This window comes from Xenorhabdus sp. NBAII XenSa04 (assembly GCF_963866145.1).
In the GTDB taxonomy this organism is placed as follows: Bacteria; Pseudomonadota; Gammaproteobacteria; order Enterobacterales; family Enterobacteriaceae; genus Xenorhabdus; species Xenorhabdus indica.
Map to the genome: position 1 here is coordinate 1 of NZ_CAWMEB010000441.1, position 21,077 is coordinate 21,077.

The following is a 21,077-nucleotide window of genomic DNA, read 5'->3' on the forward strand; positions in this document are numbered from 1 at the left end:
CCCCACAGTTTGCGCTATGCGTGGGCGCAAGATGCGCTTAATTTTTACCAACAAAATGGTTTTAATCGGCAAGAAGCAAGAGCACTGGTATCAATGGATTTAGGGCACGGTGATGGTCGCGGGCGTTACGTTGAACGGGTTTATAGTCGTTCAACTTAGTCGTTCGGTTATTGAGTTAGATAAAACAATCAGTTAAAATATTCCCGCCATTAGCAAAATCTAGTGGTAAGGTTTCGCAGCCTTATAAGGATTACCCACTGGTAGTAAGTTCTTCTACCAGTGCGTCTGCTATCACCCTTTCAATGGTGGTTCAGGCGGGGGAGGCTTCGGCCTCGCCGGATGGTAATCCCCGGTACTGCGAACCCTGTCTGAATCACCACCATCAATATTAATTAATGGAAGGGGTAATAGGAATGAATAACAACATTAGAACTGACTGGCATCAGGCCGATATCATCGCAGCATTACGTAAACGTGGAACAACCTTAGCGGCTGTTTCTCGTGAAGCGGGACTCAGTTCATCGACATTAGCAAATGCATTCAGTAGGCCGTGGCCGAAAGGTGAATGGATAATTGCTGATTATCTCGGTGTCCATCCTTCAGAAATCTGGCCTAGTCGGTATTTTGATCAGCGTGGTCAACTTATTGAGCGTAAATTTCGCAATAAGTCATAAGAATAACCAAGCTTAAATTTTAAAGTTATTGAGAAGATAAGCATATATAGATATCTTCTCAATAAGAACTATAATAAAATAGCTTAACTAACTATAGCTATACATTTCAATCAACTTTATTACCATTAATAGATAAACTCCATTCATAACTTTTGCTTGATGGATTCCAGTGCCAGACTGTCACAACACCATGTAAACCTTCCTGATATAAAGTTCCTAATCGTAATATGAAGGATGCTTGAGCAGAAATAAATAGATCAACTCTGCTCGTACGCTGTTTTAGCTCCGATATAATATAACTTAACTCTTTAGTAATTTTTCCTTGTTCTTCTTCTGCTGGGAGATTATCGAATCGAAATCCCGTACTTAGTTCGACATGTAATGTATGATCAATGATGCTTTCAGGCAATTCACTATCTTGAATTTCCATGGTAAATGAGATTGCTAATCCAATAACTCCCTCATCGTTTGGTTGAATTGAGGAGATTTTTTGGACTTCGGCACCGCGATACTTTTTTAACAAGATCGCCCCTGTAGGAAATTCATCCAATGGGTGAAAATAGTTTTTAGTGCGGTCAAAATCAAAAATCTTTAAAGGTAGATGTCCATCACGCATAAAACTTCCGATCATAAAAAGATATGGGACACTACCCAAAGAGATTATATATGCCTGACTCGCATCAGAATGTTGTGTTCTTTCAAGAATACTTTGCTTTAAAAAAGCAGCCTTATGTATAATGTTTTCTTTATTCCTCGAATCAAAAGGAGAAAACTTCAATGGCAATATTTTTGCTTTCTCTCTATATGAAAGACCACTAATCGAGGAGTTAGGATCTATATTTTCAAAACCAAAGGCACTGATTAAAACTATATCTTTTCGATTCATATCTTTCATTGCAATCCATGCCGCATAACACCATAGTCCCAATCCAAATAGACAAGCCAAACTTCCAAAGCAATAAGCAATATCTGTATACTTTTGATATCCAACATTTATATCTTCAATTATTTTTAAATTTTTTTCCAGAAACTCTTTTGTAAACTTAATACTTATTCCCCAACCACCTAATAATGATAGCAATCCCAATTTGAACAGACCTAATGCTAATCGTGTAAGTTGATCCTTCGGTTTGAATATTAATTTTGCTATATGGATTAGTAGTTCTTTATTCATCGTAATAACCTCAAAACTCGTATCGGTTAAAAATTTCCCCATCAAAATAATAAAGTGCTTTTTTTTCGGTACCTACTATTATAAAAAAAAGCTGGCGATCTTTATTACGCTTTAAGCATGCTTTCCAGTCTTTGATATCAATCGACGAGGCGTGGGGGTTAGGTTCTGGATGTGTATGCCACGTACCAAGATAAACAAGCTGACCACCGGAACTTTCAAATAACGCATTAACAATCGCCTGATGTCCTGGATCTTTCAAAGTGAAGCTTCTTCTTGAGTGGATATCTTGTTCCTTTGGTTCAGTGATTTCTGATATATGATAGTATGCAAAATCAATACACTTAGAACCTATCAACACCCCGAAAGCTTCATGGGCATCTGGGTCTATTTGTCGATACTTCTCCCACATACTTATCACTCCTTTCGGAATAAGTACCTGAAGCTCAGAAGAAACCACTTCAATTGATAAATCATCCATTGCAAATATCGCATTCATTGTTATATAATGATAAAATTTCAAGCGAGCGCGTAAACGCATAATATCTATCACTAACTAAGAAGCCATTATCAATAGCCTCATCAGCTTGTCCTTTCCAGCTCACTTTTGAAGATTCGTTCACTCTTTCCAGTAGATATTTAACTGCCAAATCCGCAGCAATTAATGATGTTTGTGTTGAGGCTATATATGTATAGGGTAGAAAAGCATCACCACAACCGGCGTGATTTTTTGTTATATCTTGGTTATGCTTTAAAAAGTTAAGATTAGATGCAAGCCCTCTTGAAAGATCTTTTGGGTTTACATATGCACAACGTAGACAACCAAGTTTACTCGGTATATCTAATGTAGCATGTCCTCCGATTCCGTAACCTTCAACCCATGAGTTAATCATCGGTACCTTAATTTTTTCTTTTAACAAGTAATCATGGAAAAGTCGCTCATGTGTTGGTGAACCGATTGCGATTATAATGAGATCATATTTCGTAAGAAAATCTCGTGATCTCAATTGTAATAGCGTTAAGTTTTTCGCATTGATACTTAACCAAGGATATTTGTGAGTCAAACTTGCCGACAATGAACTAACTTTAAGATAAGATACAAAATTAATTGGTAGAATATGTCGATATAAGTTTTCCAAAGTAAAATAATCTATATCACATAATGTGATATGACCAAGACCTGATGCTGCAAGTTTATCAGCGATATCCCCCCCTACAGATCCACACCCTACTAATAGCACTTTTTTGTCTTGTAGGCGTTGCTCAGCCCCACTTCGGGGCATAAGTCTCTCTTTGTTAAATAACGAAACTTTTATTGCTTTAAGTTTCCAATCCTGCAAATTAGCACCAGTCAAAGGTAAATGTTTTTTTCCGTTGACAGAGCTTTTTAGGGAAAAATGAATTCCGAACCATGTTCTTCCTGATGAGGTATAACCATTAAAAATAACCCAAATTTCACGGACACGCTGTTGTCTATATTGATTTTTGAGTTTGAACAAAACATCTGCATGTAAGGATGACAACACTGATAAGTACCATTCACCAAGTTCATTTTCCGTCCATGGAGCTGGTATAAGTTCATTCAGTGGTATGATATAACCCAATCCATCTGCCTGATTCCTTTTTTTCAATTGGTTAGCAAGCAAAGAAATTGTATTCTCTGAAGACCAATTTACCGGATGTCCCAAATAGTATGTAGCAAGCCCCATTTGGACTCCCGCCCGTGGCTTTAAAACTTTTAGTATTTCTAATTCACTACTTTCAGATAGGCATATGAAATTACTTTCTGTATTGCCAATAATACTCAGCCAACCAGCCTGAAATTCTCTCAGTAATTCTTGTTTATTCCATTCAGGTTCCATTAACGCACGTGTTAATAATCTAATATGCCTATTAAGAGATTCGATAAAAGCCAACTCAGGTTTTTCATAATTCACAGACACAGAATCTGGCACATTGACACAGATAGTTGCAAGATCAACATCCTGAAAAACAGTAGTATGGGCTAATCGATCAAAATGTGAAGGTTTGTTGAGCAAGAATTCTGGCATTTGATAAAGCTCTCTCACATAAAAATGGAGTAACTCTACCTTATGATCCCCAATTTTTTGCTCAACTTTAAGTGCATTGATTTCATCGGAGTTGTAAGCAACTGCGGATACACAGTACCCGCAGTTAGTTAAACATTCCTTAATAAATGAGTAGTTCATGCGCCTTGTGATGTCCCTACCGCTCCAGCGGTTGCAAAAACAGTTTTTGCACTCGAAGATCCTGTAGAATTTGAGGATGTAGATTCTGGAAAGTCTTCGCCAAATACACTACGAAGCAGATCACACTGTTTTGATTCATTTTCTTCATTTGCAGTTTTATCAAGAATATTCAGTAGTGATCTCAGTTTGTTACGGAATTGTGTCCCAGTATTAGTACTGCTTTTATAAAAAATATCTCGCCGAGGACTGACTGGCAGTAATACTTTGACTTTATATATATCCTCCTCCACTTCGGTGAAATAGCCACCATAGTTTAGTATGCCATATAACGTTGTCCTAAGTGCTAATAAATCATCAGGAAAACCCTCCGTATTGACTGAAGATTGAAATTGTTCCTTCACCATAACTGCGATACCAATGGAGAAAATTTTCTGACGTACTTCTTCTTTAAATTTGAAATTTCTCCAGCGCTTCAAATAACGAACAATACGGCGGTACTGAGCAATTTTTTCAGATTCATAAAATCCATATTTGTCGGAACGATTAATCCAGTCGATTAATTCATGAGGTGCTGCTGTGGACCATTCCCTATTGTTTTCATCGGAATGCCTCTTACCAATAGCAAGTTCATACTGCTCATTTTCATATCGACGATAAACAGGTATATCGATATGCAAGTTTTCTGTTTTATAATCAGCTGTCACACAAGGCTTTTTAATTTTTGCATTCTTAAATTTCCTGTTTTCTAGCACTTCTAGTACAGCTTCCTTCGGTATAATTGGGTTATCAGGAGCCAAACTTACTTCGATGACTATTGCTCGATCTATATCGAAATCCTGGCCTTTTTCTTTAATAGCAGTATGAGTTGCTAGTGATCCCTGAATGAAATCTTCGATGATAGGATAACCGTCTTCCTTAAAACGAGCTTTAATATCTTCTGTGATACTATCATCCTTTGAACGAGCATTTTTATATTCTGGATCCTTACGACCTAATTTGATTGCTTTATGGAATGTATTAAACTTGCTTTGAATACTCATTGTAGCTCCGCATTTGTTGTGAACGATTGTCATATTGGGCAGACTCGTTTACTTTTCAATGGGAAAGCAACAAAAAAATAAATCCAACCTTATTGGTATTTAAAATATTGTGATTTGCATCTTAAAATTATTAGAAATATTATTTTCTGAATGTTATTTATGTGCCACATGATACCAACGTGTTTATGCTGTTCATTGATACAGGTGAATAATGCTCTCATAAGCATTAATAGGTATCCTGTGATTGAGTATTAAAGATTAAGCTTTACCATATATATAGCCTGTATGTATAGTCATGATTTTTATTAAATCAATTAGTTAGATAAATAAACAAGCACAAACAAACGAGGGGCATTAATAGGGGCATAAAAATAAATTACAAAAATAATTTTAATATATTCAATTAATTACATTTATTTACTAGTCCCGCCCTGGCACCAAATAAAAAACTACTGATAAAACAGTGAGTTAGGGAATAAAAAAAGCCACCGCACGGTGGCTTTTTTCTTAGGCTTTTCGTGCACGAAAAATCGAAATTGGCAGCAGATTGGCACTACTATATGAATACACAGCATTTATTCCACCTCTGTTTTCCCTCAAAAACCACTCTCGAAAAAATATTTTTTGGTGTCGCAGAAGATGCACTAATTTGCATCATGAAGCGTTTCTTTTGATAATTATTCAGCGATGCCAGACAGAAAATACACCAATTTGATAATCACTATCAGTGATAGGTAGTTTCGATTAATTAAGGAGTAATTTTTATGGCTAGAACCAGAAGAGCCAGATGCAAAAAATGCACTAAAATAGTTTTTGAAAGAAATAAGGTAATGCCCTCATTGTGAAACATCTAAGCCTGCTTCAATGCCTTTTTCAGCGCTTTGCATAACCATTTTGATAGGCGCGATCCCTTTCATCATCATAATCGCCATTATCTACGGTGTGCACTCTTTCCTTTTCGGCGGCAGCACTAAAGAAGAGCCACCGATTGATGCTCAAACATTCCTCCAACAACATGCCACTAAAACACTTTGGGAATACTCACAGGAACCTCAGTATAAAAGAAAAGATATTGTTAAAAGCTATATTTATTACAAAGATATAGACAGACTTAAGACTGACGCGTTCTACAGCTGTTTAAGTGAGATGTCTTATAAAAAACCCGGTGATTTAAAATTAGATGAAGTGCTTGGATGGTGCTACGCCGACTATAAGAAAGACCCCAATTCACTCGATAATCGAATCAACTTTGATAAATTTTTCTTTAATTTTAGTCAGTGGGATGGCTCTTATACTCCGCTAGAAAGAATTATTAAAATGAGTATGAATGATGACTCAAGCTATAAGCATGTTGACACAACATATTCATTGGTGCTGAGTGAACCGTCTCCTTATGCCATAGTAAGAACAACTCACCGTTTATGCCCATTGATAGGGTGAGAGTCATCAGGAAATTTTTTACTTAAAACAATCCCGCTATTCTTCTGGCGGTATGTAATATCCTGATAATTTTTATATTTTCAATTTCTTCATCGTAACGGTAGAGCATGATAAAGGGAAAATGCGGGACAACAAGTTTTCTATAATGCTCATCCGGGTTGTTACGGACTTTCATACCGGCATACGGAGTGATTTTCAGCAGTCCAGTCATTTCCACGAACTTTGCGTCAATTTCATCAGCCAATAACAACCCAGCCTGTTCAAAGAAGTAAAGATAAATTTGCTCCCGGTCAGTTTGCGCGGTTTCTTCCCATGAAATAGTGATCACGTTATCCCCTGCTCAGTTTATTGCGCAGTAGCGCCATCCGGTGCTGACTTTCAGCCTCATCCATAAACTGAGCCGAACCGTTTTCACACCGGTCAATGGCTTTCTCAATTTCCGTTTCTAACCAGTAAGCATGGGTATTTTTTTGATACTCACGTTCTTCATTTGCTAGCTCTTCGGCTTTTTGCCGCATTAACTTAGTTAAGTCTGTCTGATGGCGTTTAGCAGCCTGCATAGCTAGGCGCTTGGTTTCTTCATCAATACGAAAATGAATTGTCTCCATTCATTCCCCCTTAGTTCGCTATCACTTCAATAGCATGTTGTCATTTGTGTTGTCATATTAGCATAGCAAACTAAAACAACAATGCTGTTTTAAAAAAAGAACACTGTTAATGGCTGAGTAAAATTTGGAGGCAGTTGTTTGAATTAATTGAAGGGACATTCAGGAAGCCCCCAAGGATCAGGGGCTAATAATTATCTTAAGGGCTATCAAAGCACATGACCGTTTGTTGTCCCTTTTCTGGATGCGGCGGGGCGAACTCAACTAGTGTCGGCTTAGCCACCCAGCGGACAAACGTTTCATGACTGACAAATGTGGCACCACAATTGATATTCTGGCACTGGTTATAACGTTCTTTGGTTTGAAGGGTATGTTCAAAACTGCTGCGTGTGTGAGCCACATGGCTGCAAAGGGGGCATTTCATCATAAGATGAGCACCTCAAAATCAGGAAAGCGCCAGCTGTGTTAGGCGATAGCGCGATTATAACAAATCAGACGCCCATGTCAGCATCAGATATTTTTACTTCCAGTTCTAACGCCGAGGTTAACCCACTGTCATTTAAGGTATGCGTGACGGTAACCAGCGTCCAGTCTGCGCCGTCAATCTGCGGTTTAAAACCACTGACCCTGACCAACATTTCAGGAAACAGCTCCGGGCGGCCTTTTGCCAGTTGGATGGAGAACGAGGCCACACCGCGCTGGATTTTCTCCCACTCGGCTTTGGCAGCGCGTTCGGCATTGGCCTTGTTGGCATAGGTGTGTTTCATCACCAAGACATTCCCCTCGCTGCCGACCAAATAATCACCCTGTTTTTCTTCCTGTTTTTGAGGAGTCACTTTGCGCCGTTTGCGTTTGACCGTCACCTGTGTTTTTTTCTTCGGGTCACGGGGGTATTCAGCCAGCTGGCCGATACGCCAGTGTAAGCGTTCCGGTCGGCCAGTGAAAAGCGGTAACCGTCACCGGACTGGCGGGTCAGGATCACTTTCGGTAACGGGCGACCACTGGCGGCCTGATTCTGCCCCTGTCGGATAAACAACAGGTAACCGTTTTTGACGGTAGCAATGGTCCCCTCCTGTTTTGCCAGCCGAGTTAAAAAGCTGCCGTCGGATTCATTGGTCTGGTCGATATGATTCAGCATAATGTCAGCCAGCATTTTATCAATTTCAGGTTGCAGATTATTACGCTTCGCAATAGTACGGACAATATCCCCAATCGTTTTCTCATGATAGGAAAGTTCACGGCTGATATTGAGGGTTGCCCGAAAGTCGGCACTGCGGGCGCGTAGGGTGATTTTATCCGGCGCACCACTGTATTCAATTTCATCGACAATAAACTTGCCCTTGTGAATGAGCGTTCCCCCTGCCAGCCTAAATACAGTGAGAGTTCCATGCCCCGCCGCGGCAGGGACAGCAGTTTGTCGCTGTCGTCCAGTTCGATATCCAGCTGGTCAGCTTCAAAGCCGCGGTTATCCGTCAGTGTCAGAGCAACCAGCCGATGTTGAATACGGGCGTTGACCGATTCATCTCCGGCACTCAGCACATAAACCGGTGTTTGGGTTTGACCAGTGACCCAGTCTAACTTAGGCGGTGACATTATGAAAATACCCCGCTGAGTTTATCGGCCACCCCGTTTTTCATCTCCGTTAACTGGTTGCTCAGATCGCCGAACATCTCCCCCAGATTTTCATCCACCCGGCGCAAGGTGACGGTAAATTCAATTGTGCGGGCAGCACCATCAACAAAAAATTCGGTTTTGGTCTGGTCCAGGCTTTCGATGATAAACATACCGTAAATCATGCCGTGACCGTCCAGAAACGACCACGCTTTGCCGCTGTCGGCCATCATGATCAATAATCCTCTCGGTCAGAAAAAGCACTGCGGGCACGGGCACGCTGTTGGTGTTCACGGCGATCCAGTTCACGGGCCACCGCACGGGCAAGATCCTGTTCAGACCGGCTTGGTGTAGCATGAATATGGATTTCATACGCCGGGCGATTGTGCTGTTGGTGCTGATTGATAACGGTCACGCCGGCGCTTTGGTATTGGGCAGTCGGCAGGCTGTAGGGATGTAACGGAGTTTGCTGGGCGCTGACCGTGGAGGTGGCACCCAGTGATAAGGCGGCCATAGTGGCGAGGGCAGCCGTCTGTCGGCGACTGGTCACCCGCGCCGGGCCGTTAATCAGTTCCGGGCCATGTTCACCGACCAGCCCGAATTTTCCGGCAGGCAAATAACCCCCGCTATCAAAAGCGCCGCCAAAAAAACCAGCCATCGAGTTACTGGCTGTATTGTTATAGGCCTCCAGTGCCTGCTTCACTTCCGGCTTTTGCGCCTGCGTTTTCATAAAATCTGGGGTGATGGCGTCTTTAAATTTCCGTCCCCAGATTGGCAATGCTCTGTTTCAGGGCTTTCCATTTATCTTTAATCCCGGTGATGAGTTTTTCGATAATTTCCGTGCCAAACCGCTTAAACTTTTCCGGCAGTTTTTTGGTATCTTCGACAATTTCATCCCATTTATCTGGCAGAGTCTTCTTGATACCGTCCCATTTATTTTGGGTATCCTGTTTGATTTCTTCCCACTTATCACGGATTTTTTGCTTAATATTTTGCCATGCGGTCGAGACATAATGGGAAATGCGATCCCACAGGTTTTTAAACCACGGCACCAGTGTTTCCCAGTTGTCGTAAATTAATCAGGCTGCCAATGCAATCATGCCGAGGATCGCCAGAATCGGGTTTGCCATCATGAGCGCGGTCGCTCCGCGTATCACCCCGGCCAGTATTTTAAACGCACCGCCTAATAAACTCAGACCGGCCGCCGCAATGGAAAGATATTTAGCAACAGTCGGGTGGTCATTAAAGAACTGCTTCACGTTGGTAAGCATTTCAGAAAGTTTTGTCAGGCCCTTGATATACAACGGTAGTAGTTGATCGCCGATCTGTTTGTACAAATCGCGTTTACGAGCGTCTAGCTCCAACTCTTGCCCCTGTGCCGTCGTCTTACCTTCCTTCACCAGTTTATCTACACTGTAGGCTTCATGTCCGGCCTTGATCTGCTTCTCTATATTGGCGTGTTCGTGGTACATAGTGACAAACAAGTCAGCGCCCTTGCGGTCAGAGAACAATTTGGCAACGGCGGTTTCCATACCTCGTTCATCTAACTGCGGATGTTTCTTACGAATACGCGGCACTATTTCTTCCATTAAGTAACGAAATGGATCCGTCTGGAATTTTTCCGCATTCACCAGCGCACCGGGTTTTACCTTAGTAATATGCCCGGTTTTACCGTATTTGACCGCGCTTTTTTTAACAATCCCAGTGCGCTCAACTCTTCCGCAGCCCCTTGCGTGGTGCGGCCCATTATTAAGTTCTGATAAGCACTGGCAAGGGATGTTCCTGTCCGATCACTACCAATCTGCTGAATAATATGCGACATGGAGAAATAAAATGCTTCATCGCTCATCTGCTTAGCCGCCACGTTTCCCGTTTTGAGCATCGCCATATAATCGCTGGGTAACACTAACCCCCCACTGGCTGCCATTGCCTGAGCAGACAGGTTCACAGATTTTTTAAAGTCTTCGGGGCTGTTAATCATGTTACGCATTTCAGCAATTTTCAGCACTTCCTGTGACTGGTCGCGCAGTTCCTGTGCTTTCTCGTCACTGATCCCGTGCATATCCAAAAAACGAGTCGCATATTGCAATTTCAGCAACTCAGGCGTCACCATTTTGGCTTCATCATAATGCCGCAATACTGAATGCGCTTCTTTCAGGGCTTTCAAGTTATCACTGGTGCTATTGCCTATAATGGTCATACCGTTAGCGAATTTGTCCGCGTCTTTCAGAATTCTTTCGCCAACACCCAGCGCCCGGAATTCGTCCATTTCCTTGTGGTAGATGGATGCCTCGTTCAGCATCGGCTTCACACCCATCAACATAGTGAAGTGGTCAATAAAAATTGGTCACTGACTTAGAGGCTTCCCAAAATAATCTTTCTGATTCATTGGGCGTTAATCCGTTGTTATACCCGTGAGGGCGAAGCTGGCTGTAATAACCTGTTATATACTGAGTGATTGAATATCTGGCTACCATAAAATTTGCATATCCCTCTAAAGGCACCCATTCACTTTTCAAGCTCCTGAAAAACCGTTCCATTGGACTGTTGACGCTCCTATGTCAAGCATCATTATGAAAGCGATTTTAAATCAGCCAAAATTAAGGGATACAGCTCTCGTACAATATAGCGTTTTAAGCAACGTAATATTTCTTTCGTTGACAACCCTTCATTTGTTCGGCGTTGAGTATAGATCTTGGTTCTGGGATCACTACGCATACGAACCAGCGCAATTGTCCAGAGTGCATTATTGGCTTCACGTGCTCCTCCCCGATTCAATCGATGTCGTACCGTTTTTCCCGATGATGCAGGTAAAGGATTAACGCCACAGAGCGCCGCTAATGCGGCTTCATTTTTTAGCCGTTCAGGATTATCACCCGCCACCGCAAGCAAAGTCGCCGCTGTCTGCGGGCAGACACCATACTGGCTCCGCAAATTTTTTGCATATTGTTTTGGGGGCAGGGGCAAGGCTCCTATTAGGTCACTGACTCTGGGCCCGGTAATCAGGGGAAACCGAAGTAAACGACAGGTCAACAGAAAGGCACGTAACCAATCCCAGCACGGGTCAGTTCACTCCGGTATTCGTCAGTATAGTAAACTGAGTATCCCAACAGTTTCCCCGTCGGCTCAGGCTTTGTTTGATACCATATCGCTGTCATAATCGTCTAAATGCTTTGCTGGTATACTGGCATCCCTGATCACTGTGAAACATCACACCTTGTGGCTTTCCTCTTGATTCAAATGCCATGGTTAAAGCTTTCTTTGTTAACTCAGCGTCGGGCGACAATGACATCGCCCAACCGACGGGTTTACGCGCAAATAAGTCGAAAACCACCGCTAAATACGCCCAACGTTGACCTGTCCAGATGTAGGTGATGTCACCACACCAAACCTGATTGGGTGCCGTAACAGTAAATTGGCGGTCAAGATGGTTTGGAATATCAACATGTTCCTGCTCCTTTCGTGAATACCGATGTTTGGGTTGCTGACGACTCACCAGTCCGAATTCAGCCATGAGTTTTCCGGCCCGCCATCGGCCTAGTGGGAGCCCCTCACGGGTGACTATCGAGGCAATTGTTCGTGCTCCGGCAGAACCATGACTCTTGTTAAACGCTTCACGAACCCGGCTTTTTAGCGTCACACGAGCAGAGTCTGGCCGCTTGACTCGCTTGTGCCAGGCCTGATAACGACTGCGATGAACCCTGAACAGTTGGCAAAGGAAAACCACCGGATAATGCACTCTGAATTGCTCGATTAACGTGCACTGTTCAGGTAGTCCGACATCAAGAGTGCTGAGGCTTTTTTTAATACATTGTCCCATCCTAATAAAACTGTCACTCAGTCTCAACTTGATAAACTTAGTGACAGAGTCTCTTCTCTTTCGCATACCGGGTTGACCCTTTTGCATACTTACTCTCGCAGATAACATACCCGGCATCCAGCAACCTGAAATGCATATACCAAGATAGTGGAATACTCACGACAAGCCCGAGGAAGGCAATGGCGAGAACAAAAATCATAATCCGCTCATTGAGTGTTATCGATTTTTTCTTTTTTCTGATTTTTTCTAACTCTGCTGGCTTGTAAGTGATTCCCAGATAGATCAGCAAAAGAAAAAAATACAGCATGAATGGCGAGAAAAAAATAAGCACGAACATGACGTAAGAGGATTTCACCCGGTCTTCCATCTTAAACGCCGCTATTAGCTCGCTACCTGAAGTAAAGACTGCCAGCCCCCCCATCATTAAAACGGCTAATGACACCAAAATAATGCCAACCCTTTTTTCTATTGTCATGACTCTTATCCCCTGTGCACGTAACGTATTGCCCTAATTATTCTGATAGTTATCAGAGTTTCAAAAAATTAACTTATTATCAATATTGACAATGGACTAAATAGCATAACAACCTGCCCAGTGAAAACTTAAACCTGCCTTCGCCACAAAAACACGCCCCTGTCATTTTGAGCCACACTGAATGGATTTCTGCGTTCTCGCATTTTACTGTGTTAATTTTTGGCAGCTGGCACAGCCAATAAACCCCGCTGCGCGCAGTCGTGACCCCACCGCGCCTGCCCACTAAATGTGTCGCTTTTTATGCACCTGCAAGGGATCGTTCCAGAGGCGCCCGTACTGGCGCTTGGCGGGGTATGGGATCCTTGTTTGATTTTGCGGATTGGTGCGCAATCATGGTCGTTTTATGCATGACTAAAATATCAACTAAAATAGCTGCGATTAGCTTTGGACTATGATAGTTTCATTTTGTGATTATTCATGGGTATCTATGATATCCATTATGGCTAAGGAGAATTTTATGGCTGGCCCACTCACAGCACCTGTCCGTATTAATAGCTTTCTTGAACGAGAAAGGCGCTCTGGAAGACATTGGAGACAATACCAAGCCGTAACTGAGTATTATTACGCTGGCCCTGTGCCTGTCGTTGATGATCCACGCAGGCACTATCCACTTTTACATTTAGCTTTTACTTTAGACGGCATTCCAAATAGTTTAATTTACTTTATTAACCAAAACACACATTTGATATTATTTCTCTCACCCAATTTTGATCAAAACAATATCAACCAACTTACCAGAAGAGATATGCAGGACGCCGTTCGGGGTTTTAGGCAATTTTGGTTTTGAGTAGGGCATTAATATTTATAGTGTTAACTTTTATTGATATTTAATCCCTTCCGTTAAAGGTGTGACATGTCACACTCTCACAACTTTACTTCATGCCAGCCTGACGTCACCCAGCAAGCTGAATCACCGAAAAAGCAGCATTCCTCCACCGGAAGCGCCTCACCGCATTTGCCACACCGCTTCGCTGATAGCGCTTGCAACTCAGCATCATCTTTGCGAATAAGCAGGGTGAGATATTCCACCACGTCATAAGGCTCGCGCCCCGATCTTCTCAGTTAACAATTGCGCTTCAGCATATCCAGTTCCTGATTATCAAGCAGCAATTCCATTTTAGTGACACCAGCTTCCTGCTGGTGTTGGTGTTGACGTTGAGTGGCTTTGCGTTCTGCGGCGGATTTCGCCATTGTGTTTATTCTCCCTGATTACCCGCGTGGATGGGGCAACCGACACAAATACAGCTCTTCAAACTCCTTTCGTGAATAGTGCTCAATAATCCTCTTTTCATCCAAGAAACCTTTATCAACATCAAACAACGTGACCGTATCGAAAAAAGCAGGCGAGCCAAAAATACGATTCAGGGTAAAAAGCCGTTTATAAGCCTCCTCGCCGTAATCCCCTGAACATCGGGAGGAATAAAACGTTCTATGACATTTTTTATTTATTGATAAACTCAACGCCGATTGTATCAACTGAACGGGATTATCCGACCAAGCCCACTCTGACACATAAACATCATCAGACAAGGCAGCAACATGGCTGTTGACCTAAATCGATTCTCATAGTTTCCTCATTTCCCCAATATTCATAATCCGCGCTTGCAATGCCTCACGGCGCACCTGTTTACGAGCCTCAAACTCGCGTTGCTTCCGTTCCTGCTCCTCCGGTAAATCCATCAACTGCACAGTGCCGTCACGCACTCGCAGCCGCTGACCCTCAAAGCTGATACTCATACCCTTGATAAACATCGTTTCCATTGACTGATTACTGATTTCGAACGCCATTAACCCAGTCAGCCGCCTGACCTCCGGCAACTTCGCCTCTTCTTTTGGCGTTAACATGATGCGGGAGATAACCCGCGGCCCTGAAACGCCGATTTCCTCACGCTGTACGTGATTTTCAGCGGCGTTGAGTTCCGTGGCCTCCCCATTAGAGAACATCCGATAACGCCTTACCGGTTAAATTAGGCGGTAATGCCGGGCTGTCCTCCAACCCCTGCCAATCCCCTGATCCACAGTTATTGACAGGACTCCGAAACACGCCGATGGCGCTCTTTAAAAGATCAAAACCCTCATCGGCGGAGGCTGAGGCTTGGCTATCGTGTTTTTTGACGATGCGGTATTTCCGCTCGCGTGTTTTCAACACACCGGCGGTCGGATTGAGTTGGGCATAAATCCCGACGACATTAGAAACAGCTTCGTCATACGAATTGAGCTTGTCGCTGACTTCACGGGCGACACGGATAGTCTGTTGATTACGCGGGGTACAAGGGCCATCCTGTGACAGAATGTAGTTTTCAAAGTCGCCCAAATCGACGGCGGCGCGTACCTTTTCGGCGATCTCATCCAATTGGTTAGTAATGTTAATGCTGCGCAGACGGTGCTGAAATTTGGTGGGGAGACGAGACGGGCATAAAAAATACCTGTCATTGATGTGAATGCAAAACGTTTTTCTCTCAACATGATATCGGCCATCAATAATCGTGGCAGTCTGAGATTCATGTTGTACAAGGAGACGATGACCGCCCGAACATTATTACATTTTTTTCAACAGCTCATATAAAGAAGCGGGGCGAAAAGTGTATTTGATATTGGATAACCTGCGGGTACACCACGCGAAGCTAGTAACACGCTGGTTGGAAAACATCAAAACCGTCTTGAGGTATTTTATCTACCTCCCTATTCCCCAGAGTGAAATCCCGATGAATACCTTAATGGCGATTTGAAAAGAGCCCTTCGTCACTCATCACCCGCAAGAAATTAGCAAGAATGAGAAGGAAAGACAAAAAGCCATATCAGAAAGCGGCAAAGAAGAAATACACATGTTGCCCGCTTTTTCCGACATCCCAAAATTTGTTATGCTGCATGATGGAAATAGGGGTATTTGCACACCGGGTTAATAACTAAATGCCTTTCTATTACATCCTCACGTATTTTCATTTAATTTATCCCTGTGATATTGCTTTAAACAAAATTCGGAGCGAATTTCAGCCCAGGCAATATTTAAGGTATTTCGGGAATGGCGAGCGGCTTTATTCCAAACTTTCGATGCCCGTAAATAATCGCCCCCACGTTCAATTTGCGCGGCCTCACGCGCAGCCCGATAAAATAACGGGCTGTCTCGGTATTTAAATGCCATAGGGGATTTCTCAGCGACAGGTACAATAACCAGCAAACACGAGCGTAAGCGGTGATGGATCATCGGGGTGGGTGATGTTGTCAACATAATATATGGTTTTACGGTACACGACAGAATAACAGCTATCACCATGTATATATGTTAGTTTCCCTGTTACTCCTCGGAGCTTAAATGATTTACCATTATAGGTTTTAATGGTAAAGCAACATTTTTCACCAACATTAATTTTCTTCGGCTCGCCGTAGTAGCCACCAAATTTTTCACAACGTTCCATAATTTAATCCTTTCTATATCGATATGCTTCAAACCCGCCAGCATTCAGAGGTAAATCCGGTGCCCAATCGGGGTTTGTAGCTAACAATGAACTGAGATGTTCGGGTGAGTAATAAGATGTGTCTGGTGCTTCACTGATAATTTCGTCGTGTACTATCAGCACAATGTCATAACCCGCCGCTTCGATAAGCGGCATATTGCCAGCAAGTACATCACATGCTGCCGCTTGTGTGACGTTTTCGACCAGTTTCCCGCCGTAGGTTTTGAGCCGTTGCCATTTGCGACTGTACGGGTTAGTACCCATGTAACTGATCTGCCGGTCTTCAAGACGCGGTGAGGGGTAACAGACTGCGCGCCCAGACGGTAAAACCACACGCAGCCAAGCCCCATCGCGACGTACTTTTAACCTACGGAAAGGAATAGTGACACTGGGGGAGCTGATCGCCCGTTTTACGGCTTCTTCCAATTCATACCAGAACGACACCGTTTCAGTATGGGCATTACGCCACATGCGTTTGAGTGAATCGCAGGTGATAAAAACTCTTTCGCTCAGGCCGTAGGTCTGCTCCAGTTCGACCGACTTTTTATACCAGCTCATGGCATCCCGCTGAGTCGCTGCCTGTACATCACCCTCGGTCATTTCCTGTGTACGCTTTGCTAATTGTTTTTGTTCCTTCTCTACGGCTTCAACAGCCTCTTTTGCCAGTTCAATATCTACGTACACCACGATCATTAATTTCTTGATCACGGTACCAGAGAGCTAATTCAGCACCCTGATAATTCCATTTGGGCAGGCGCTTGTGTACTTCGCGCATAGCTTCAATATCCAGCCCTGCGTAAGCCACAAAACGCCGCCATTCTTCGGGATGGGTCTTACTGGTGGCACGGCGAATGGCGACATTTTTTGGATGGGGTTTACAGAATAACTGAATTAACGTCTTACCTTCTTTATCTTTCGCTTTATCCTGCGGTACGCCCAACACTTCACATAATGCGCCCAATGCACCGGGTAAGCCATGTGCCAGCGCCTGCACCATCGTGTCACGCCAGCGGCTAATAACATATTCACAACCGAGCCAGTAATAGCGTAAAACAGTGCGGTCAAAGTGGCTGTTATGGGCGAATAAAATAACGGTGGGATCGAGTAAACTTTTACGTAATTCGGCAGGTATGGGATATTACCAGTGGTGCGCCCATACCTGAACAGGGGTATTGTTAATCGCCCATGCAAATAACATAATTTCGGCATGTTCGGCGTAAATGTGAGTACCGTTTCTAATCGGTACTTCTCTAATCGGTACTTCACTGTAGGTTTCGAGATCGAGCCAGAGAATAGTATTATTCATAATAATTGGTTTTAAATTGGTGAGGGATACATGGGAAGTTTGAAAGATTTTGTCGATATTAAAAAACTAGTGATTACTGTTACTGTGGTAGTTTTTGTGCTTTACTATTTTATATTTGGGAATATAACTCGTGGGAATTCAACTGCAGAGTTCATTCCGACACGGGAAGAAATATTAGCAAAATACCCAATGTTTGAAGCGATAAATAAAATCGATCCAGAAAAGTTTGAGAGTGTATATAAAGAAATAAAATCTATGCCTTATACGGAAGATAAGGAAGTTCAGAATGAATTTATATTAAAGGTTTTGGCATCTCTTAATGTGTGGTTTGATAGCAGAATAGGAAGTTTATTAAACTCTGCCTCCGATGAGGCTGTAAATGAATATGGTAGGCATTTTATTAACTCCATTGGTATCTTATTAAAAAATGATCCTACTGGTGCCCAGTGTTTTAATACCGTATATCCTGGGGTGATCGGTGATCTTGATGTATTTAAATTAAAAGATGATATTAAAGGAATGGCGTACAAGACAAATTATTTGAATAGCATTGCAGATTCAATAGCTCGCAGTGGTAAAGTTGATAGATTACCTGTTGAACAAATCGAAGAAGCAATCTCAATTATCAATAATAAATTAGTCGAAAAATATGGGGACGATTACTATATTGAAGACCCAAAAGAATTGGCTAAACAACCTAGTTTAATATGCAGGAAAACTCTAGATTTATTGAGAGAAGTGTTAGCATTGGACCCCCATCTGTCCGCAGAGATTCTTCGTTACATAAATACACCTGAATAACTATATTTTTACTATCGCCCCGTAATAGCTAGCGGGGCGGTTTTTGTATATAGCCTCCCCTACTAGGCCTAATACCGCTCGCTTAAGCAAATTAAGATAAGCCATAATCGGCCTAAGATGATTGTCTAAGGCCGATTTTTATATCTGAATTTTCTCGTGAACTCCAGGCAACTGTGGCATTGAATTACCCAGAATCCCTGGATGCCTTCAGTCAAAACATTCCAATGGAATGGGTGACTGAAGTGGTTAAAGAAACAGGGCGAGCCACCGTGCGAAAACGTCGATTCCCCGCCGAACAAGCCGTCTGGCTAGTGCCGGGTATCGGTCTCATGAGAAACCGTTCTATCAATGATGTTTGTGATAAATTAGATTTGGCGTTTCCTGACGCGAAAGGGGGAACTGCCGTCATTAGCTTCAAGCCGTATCTCAAAAGCCCGATATCGAATTGGTGTTGAGCCATTACGACACCTTTTTCATACTACAGCCACCGAATGGGAAAAAGAAGAGACGGCTTATTCTACGTGTGGCCTGAAAATCCTCTGTGTGGATGGCACCCAGTTTAAAGTGCCCGAAACCGGCGATAATCAACAACGGGGTTATGCCTCAGGTAAAGCAACTTTTCCTTCTGTGTTGGCGGTCACCCTGATGTCCGCCCGAACACATCTTATCTCCGAGGTGGCGTTTGGCCCTGTCACTCAAAGTGAGATCAGCTACGCCCAATAACGGGTGGGTTCTGCTTCCAAAAATACTCTGACGTTGTTTGATCGAGGCTTCCTCTCTGCGGAGTTATTTCAGACATGGCAGGGCACCGGCAAAAATACCCACCGGAAAATGCATCCTCACCTTGAAAAAACCTGGCGGGCGCGCCTTATTCTGATCCCGGAACCCAATGGCGAAATTAAAGGTTTTATTACCTCTCTGGAATGCCCTGTGACGTTATCCCCTCAGAGTTCCTGACCGTGTACTGGGAACGATGGGAAACCGGGGAAGGCTATGGTGAACTGAAACAAAGGCAACTCAATAATACCGCTCTCCTGAGAAGCCAGACACGGGCAGGTATCTATCAGGAATTATGGGGCATATTGATCGTCTACAATCTGGTTCGGCTAGAGGCAAGTGCTCTTCAAAGCACCCCGTTATCCTCATAAAAAAAGAACCGCTCGTGCTTAAGCGAGCGGTATTACGGCTATGCTGGGGGATACTTTTTTTAGTTATTTTGATTGGACTTAGGAATCTTGGGGATGTAGCGCTCTATTGGCCATGTCGTAAACGCAAAAAACCAGAGTGCAATAAGAGGAACAAGCGGAAATGGTAAGCTCAAGCAAATAGCCAAGCCTAAGCCATAACCTGCTTTTTTAGCAATTCGATACATCGGAATGAACATAATTAACCATACCCCTACTATTAACAAAATAGTAAACAATACACTTCCATTATTTTCCATAAACATGACCTTTTAATATTGATTGTTAATTTCCGCCATATATTTTAGTTAAAGTTTAAAATACACATTTGTATTCGTTCAAACTTAGTTTTCATATAGCATTAAAATCAAACAAATAATAGAAAGGTTTTTACTTTTTCTTCTGCCCTCCTACAACCGGAACAATTTCAACTTTCCGACCATATCGGGCTGTTTGGGTTATGTTTTTATGACCGGATATCGCTTGTTTTTCTGCCAGCGTACAGATCGGAGATACCTTTCGCCTTTAATTCGTGAAATGTGAAATTAAAATCCAGATTCGGAAATTCCTCTTTTGCTGCTTGTTTGGCTTTTTCCATTAATTGTGAACGGGTCAATGTCAGAACGTCAGCTTGTTGGCATATTTTCGGTAATCTTTTTTGGTATCAAAGACCAGATCCTTAAAGTCAGCAGAAGCCAAAAATTGCTTGATTAAATTAGACACTGAATTTTCCTCCCATGACATGTCACAAAGAATTTTTTCGTATTCAGCCCAGATGATTGAAAACGGAGCATCCAGTGGACAGAGGGAGACGGATCCCCCTCTTGCCGGATGAAATTCGTATTTGGTTTTTCCCCGATAAACACGTTTTGGTAAACATTTATCGGCAGCATTTTTTCTTGTTCTGGCCATGATTACATGTTCTCAAAATCAGTCTCTTAAACAGTATGGGAACGACGTACAATAGACATTGGACTATTGAAATGTGTCCAGGTCGTTCTGGGTTTACCATCTTGGCGAATGATAAAGAAAATGCCATGTTTAGCCAGTGATTGGCACTGTTTGGAAAGTAATTCATACGAGTGCGCATTTTGAAGTCTCCATACGTACTTTGTTTCGGTGGTGCAATAAAATAGAACCTTGTATGACCCGCGCTAAACCCGCCACGAAAATTCCTGATGAGGATCTCATCGCAGATGTTCAAAATTTTCCCGATGACTATCAG

General features: G+C 42.8%; 28 protein-coding genes and 10 pseudogenes. 11 read left to right on the top strand and 27 right to left on the bottom strand.

Annotated features, from left to right (window positions below; all coding sequences use genetic code 11):
- Both AAC147_RS18895 and AAC147_RS18900 read left to right on the top strand, forming a co-directional pair.
- Positions 1–159: pseudogene (locus AAC147_RS18895) on the top strand (integrase domain-containing protein); the annotation flags it as partial.
- A 254-nt stretch (positions 160–413) separates the two neighbouring features.
- Positions 414–674: a helix-turn-helix domain-containing protein gene (locus tag AAC147_RS18900; protein WP_047683826.1), complete on the top strand. Its 261-nt coding sequence runs from the start codon at positions 414–416 to the stop codon at positions 672–674.
- A 106-nt stretch (positions 675–780) separates the two neighbouring features.
- Here the strand turns inward: AAC147_RS18900 and AAC147_RS18905 are convergent, their stop codons facing one another.
- From AAC147_RS18905 to AAC147_RS18920, 4 genes are read right to left on the bottom strand one after another with little or no spacing between them, the layout of a single operon-like run.
- The gene (locus tag AAC147_RS18905; protein ID WP_047683829.1) at positions 781–1,848 is read right to left on the bottom strand and encodes an SAVED domain-containing protein; all 1,068 of its coding nucleotides are present in this window, start codon (positions 1,846–1,848) and stop codon (positions 781–783) included.
- A 10-nt stretch (positions 1,849–1,858) separates the two neighbouring features.
- Positions 1,859–2,326: a Mov34/MPN/PAD-1 family protein gene (locus tag AAC147_RS18910; RefSeq protein WP_047683830.1), complete on the bottom strand. Its 468-nt coding sequence runs from the start codon at positions 2,324–2,326 to the stop codon at positions 1,859–1,861.
- Positions 2,319–4,055 carry a ThiF family adenylyltransferase gene (locus AAC147_RS18915; protein ID WP_047683834.1) on the bottom strand — a complete coding sequence of 579 codons (1,737 nt, stop codon included), beginning with the start codon at positions 4,053–4,055 and terminating at the stop codon, positions 2,319–2,321. The genes AAC147_RS18910 and AAC147_RS18915 overlap by 8 nt, the downstream gene beginning before the upstream one ends.
- A complete protein-coding gene (locus AAC147_RS18920) occupies positions 4,052–5,095 on the bottom strand; it encodes a nucleotidyltransferase domain-containing protein (RefSeq protein WP_047683837.1) in 1,044 nt (347 codons plus the stop codon). Before AAC147_RS18920 ends, AAC147_RS18915 begins: the two co-directional genes overlap by 4 nt.
- 864 nt (positions 5,096–5,959) lie before the next feature.
- On the opposite strand from AAC147_RS18920, the gene AAC147_RS18925 reads away from it, so the two are divergent.
- A complete protein-coding gene (locus AAC147_RS18925) occupies positions 5,960–6,535 on the top strand; it encodes a hypothetical protein (RefSeq protein WP_052189654.1) in 576 nt (191 codons plus the stop codon).
- 22 nt (positions 6,536–6,557) lie between these two features.
- Here the strand turns inward: AAC147_RS18925 and AAC147_RS18930 are convergent, their stop codons facing one another.
- From AAC147_RS18930 to AAC147_RS18990, 13 genes and pseudogenes are all read right to left on the bottom strand, one after another.
- A complete protein-coding gene (locus AAC147_RS18930) occupies positions 6,558–6,863 on the bottom strand; it encodes a type II toxin-antitoxin system RelE/ParE family toxin (RefSeq protein ID WP_047683839.1) in 306 nt (101 codons plus the stop codon).
- A 1-nt stretch (position 6,864) separates the two neighbouring features.
- Complete coding sequence (locus AAC147_RS18935; RefSeq protein ID WP_047683842.1) at positions 6,865–7,143, bottom strand: damage-inducible protein J; 279 nt, start codon at positions 7,141–7,143, stop codon at positions 6,865–6,867.
- 196 nt (positions 7,144–7,339) lie between these two features.
- Positions 7,340–7,567 (bottom strand): ogr/Delta-like zinc finger family protein, encoded by a 228-nt coding sequence (locus tag AAC147_RS18940; RefSeq protein ID WP_047683844.1) that lies wholly within the window; start codon positions 7,565–7,567, stop codon positions 7,340–7,342.
- A gap of 64 nt (positions 7,568–7,631) precedes the next feature.
- Positions 7,632–8,733, bottom strand: a pseudogene (locus AAC147_RS18945) (phage late control D family protein).
- Positions 8,733–8,984, bottom strand: a complete 252-nt coding sequence (locus AAC147_RS18950; protein WP_081989092.1) for a phage tail protein — start codon at positions 8,982–8,984, stop codon at positions 8,733–8,735. Before AAC147_RS18950 ends, AAC147_RS18945 begins: the two are co-directional and overlap by 1 nt.
- Positions 8,985–8,986: 2 nt before the next feature.
- A complete protein-coding gene (locus AAC147_RS18955) occupies positions 8,987–9,481 on the bottom strand; it encodes a hypothetical protein (protein WP_047683847.1) in 495 nt (164 codons plus the stop codon).
- Positions 9,482–9,503: 22 nt separating this feature from the next.
- A complete protein-coding gene (locus AAC147_RS18960; protein WP_047683850.1) occupies positions 9,504–9,803 on the bottom strand; it encodes a hypothetical protein in 300 nt (99 codons plus the stop codon).
- Between the two features lie 27 nt (positions 9,804–9,830).
- A complete protein-coding gene (locus tag AAC147_RS18965; RefSeq protein ID WP_047683852.1) occupies positions 9,831–10,382 on the bottom strand; it encodes a hypothetical protein in 552 nt (183 codons plus the stop codon).
- A gap of 14 nt (positions 10,383–10,396) precedes the next feature.
- Complete coding sequence (locus AAC147_RS18970; RefSeq protein ID WP_047683854.1) at positions 10,397–11,053, bottom strand: hypothetical protein; 657 nt, start codon at positions 11,051–11,053, stop codon at positions 10,397–10,399.
- A gap of 31 nt (positions 11,054–11,084) precedes the next feature.
- Positions 11,085–11,300: pseudogene (locus AAC147_RS18975) on the bottom strand (IS3 family transposase); the annotation flags it as partial.
- 22 nt (positions 11,301–11,322) lie between these two features.
- A pseudogene (locus AAC147_RS18980) lies at positions 11,323–11,712 on the bottom strand (transposase); the annotation flags it as partial.
- Positions 11,713–11,908: 196 nt separating this feature from the next.
- A pseudogene (locus AAC147_RS18985) lies at positions 11,909–12,565 on the bottom strand (IS3 family transposase); the annotation flags it as partial.
- 43 nt (positions 12,566–12,608) lie between these two features.
- Positions 12,609–13,046, bottom strand: coding sequence for a DUF1240 domain-containing protein (locus tag AAC147_RS18990; protein ID WP_047683856.1), 438 nt, complete (start codon positions 13,044–13,046; stop codon positions 12,609–12,611).
- 517 nt (positions 13,047–13,563) lie between these two features.
- Between AAC147_RS18990 and AAC147_RS18995 the strand changes: the two genes are divergently transcribed.
- Positions 13,564–13,893, top strand: coding sequence for a hypothetical protein (locus AAC147_RS18995; RefSeq protein ID WP_047683858.1), 330 nt, complete (start codon positions 13,564–13,566; stop codon positions 13,891–13,893).
- 77 nt (positions 13,894–13,970) lie between these two features.
- On the opposite strand, the pseudogene AAC147_RS19000 reads toward AAC147_RS18995, so the two are convergent.
- The 4 genes and pseudogenes from AAC147_RS19000 to AAC147_RS19015 form a co-directional block, all read right to left on the bottom strand.
- Positions 13,971–14,297 (bottom strand): annotated as a pseudogene (locus tag AAC147_RS19000) (hypothetical protein).
- Between the two features lie 18 nt (positions 14,298–14,315).
- Complete coding sequence (locus tag AAC147_RS19005) at positions 14,316–14,636, bottom strand: hypothetical protein (protein WP_156115398.1); 321 nt, start codon at positions 14,634–14,636, stop codon at positions 14,316–14,318.
- 33 nt (positions 14,637–14,669) lie between these two features.
- The gene (locus AAC147_RS19010) at positions 14,670–15,050 is read right to left on the bottom strand and encodes a hypothetical protein (RefSeq protein WP_047683861.1); all 381 of its coding nucleotides are present in this window, start codon (positions 15,048–15,050) and stop codon (positions 14,670–14,672) included.
- Entirely contained in the window at positions 15,040–15,459 is a 420-nt protein-coding gene (locus AAC147_RS19015; protein ID WP_047683863.1) for a hypothetical protein, read from the bottom strand. The genes AAC147_RS19010 and AAC147_RS19015 overlap by 11 nt, the downstream gene beginning before the upstream one ends.
- Before the next feature lie 229 nt (positions 15,460–15,688).
- On the opposite strand from AAC147_RS19015, the gene AAC147_RS19020 reads away from it, so the two are divergent.
- Positions 15,689–15,835 (top strand): hypothetical protein, encoded by a 147-nt coding sequence (locus AAC147_RS19020; protein WP_231571510.1) that lies wholly within the window; start codon positions 15,689–15,691, stop codon positions 15,833–15,835.
- A gap of 200 nt (positions 15,836–16,035) precedes the next feature.
- On the opposite strand, the gene AAC147_RS19025 is transcribed toward AAC147_RS19020, so the two are convergent.
- Both AAC147_RS19025 and AAC147_RS19030 read right to left on the bottom strand, forming a co-directional pair.
- Positions 16,036–16,248 carry an ANR family transcriptional regulator gene (locus tag AAC147_RS19025; RefSeq protein ID WP_047683866.1) on the bottom strand — a complete coding sequence of 71 codons (213 nt, stop codon included), beginning with the start codon at positions 16,246–16,248 and terminating at the stop codon, positions 16,036–16,038.
- Between the two features lie 277 nt (positions 16,249–16,525).
- Positions 16,526–17,867 (bottom strand): annotated as a pseudogene (locus tag AAC147_RS19030) (hypothetical protein).
- Positions 17,868–17,897: 30 nt separating this feature from the next.
- On the opposite strand from AAC147_RS19030, the gene AAC147_RS19040 reads away from it, so the two are divergent.
- The 5 genes from AAC147_RS19040 (at position 17,898) to AAC147_RS19060 (ending at position 19,816) form a co-directional block, all read left to right on the top strand.
- Positions 17,898–18,668: a hypothetical protein gene (locus tag AAC147_RS19040; protein ID WP_047683871.1), complete on the top strand. Its 771-nt coding sequence runs from the start codon at positions 17,898–17,900 to the stop codon at positions 18,666–18,668.
- A gap of 173 nt (positions 18,669–18,841) precedes the next feature.
- A complete protein-coding gene (locus AAC147_RS19045; RefSeq protein WP_052189657.1) occupies positions 18,842–19,123 on the top strand; it encodes a transposase domain-containing protein in 282 nt (93 codons plus the stop codon).
- Between the two features lie 79 nt (positions 19,124–19,202).
- Positions 19,203–19,391, top strand: a complete 189-nt coding sequence (locus AAC147_RS19050; RefSeq protein ID WP_338114286.1) for a transposase — start codon at positions 19,203–19,205, stop codon at positions 19,389–19,391.
- 3 nt (positions 19,392–19,394) lie between these two features.
- Positions 19,395–19,625, top strand: coding sequence for a hypothetical protein (locus AAC147_RS19055; protein WP_052189661.1), 231 nt, complete (start codon positions 19,395–19,397; stop codon positions 19,623–19,625).
- A 2-nt stretch (positions 19,626–19,627) separates the two neighbouring features.
- Positions 19,628–19,816, top strand: coding sequence for a hypothetical protein (locus AAC147_RS19060; RefSeq protein WP_052189663.1), 189 nt, complete (start codon positions 19,628–19,630; stop codon positions 19,814–19,816).
- Positions 19,817–19,875: 59 nt separating this feature from the next.
- On the opposite strand, the gene AAC147_RS19065 is transcribed toward AAC147_RS19060, so the two are convergent.
- From AAC147_RS19065 to AAC147_RS19080, 4 genes and pseudogenes are all read right to left on the bottom strand, one after another.
- Complete coding sequence (locus AAC147_RS19065) at positions 19,876–20,112, bottom strand: hypothetical protein (RefSeq protein WP_047683874.1); 237 nt, start codon at positions 20,110–20,112, stop codon at positions 19,876–19,878.
- A 130-nt stretch (positions 20,113–20,242) separates the two neighbouring features.
- A pseudogene (locus tag AAC147_RS19070) lies at positions 20,243–20,444 on the bottom strand (integrase); the annotation flags it as partial.
- A 26-nt stretch (positions 20,445–20,470) separates the two neighbouring features.
- Positions 20,471–20,764 (bottom strand): hypothetical protein, encoded by a 294-nt coding sequence (locus tag AAC147_RS19075; RefSeq protein ID WP_047683876.1) that lies wholly within the window; start codon positions 20,762–20,764, stop codon positions 20,471–20,473.
- 26 nt (positions 20,765–20,790) lie between these two features.
- A pseudogene (locus AAC147_RS19080) lies at positions 20,791–20,907 on the bottom strand (DUF4224 domain-containing protein); the annotation flags it as partial.
- A 23-nt stretch (positions 20,908–20,930) separates the two neighbouring features.
- Here AAC147_RS19080 and AAC147_RS19085 point away from each other — a divergent pair.
- Positions 20,931–21,077: pseudogene (locus tag AAC147_RS19085) on the top strand (IS630 transposase-related protein); the annotation flags it as partial.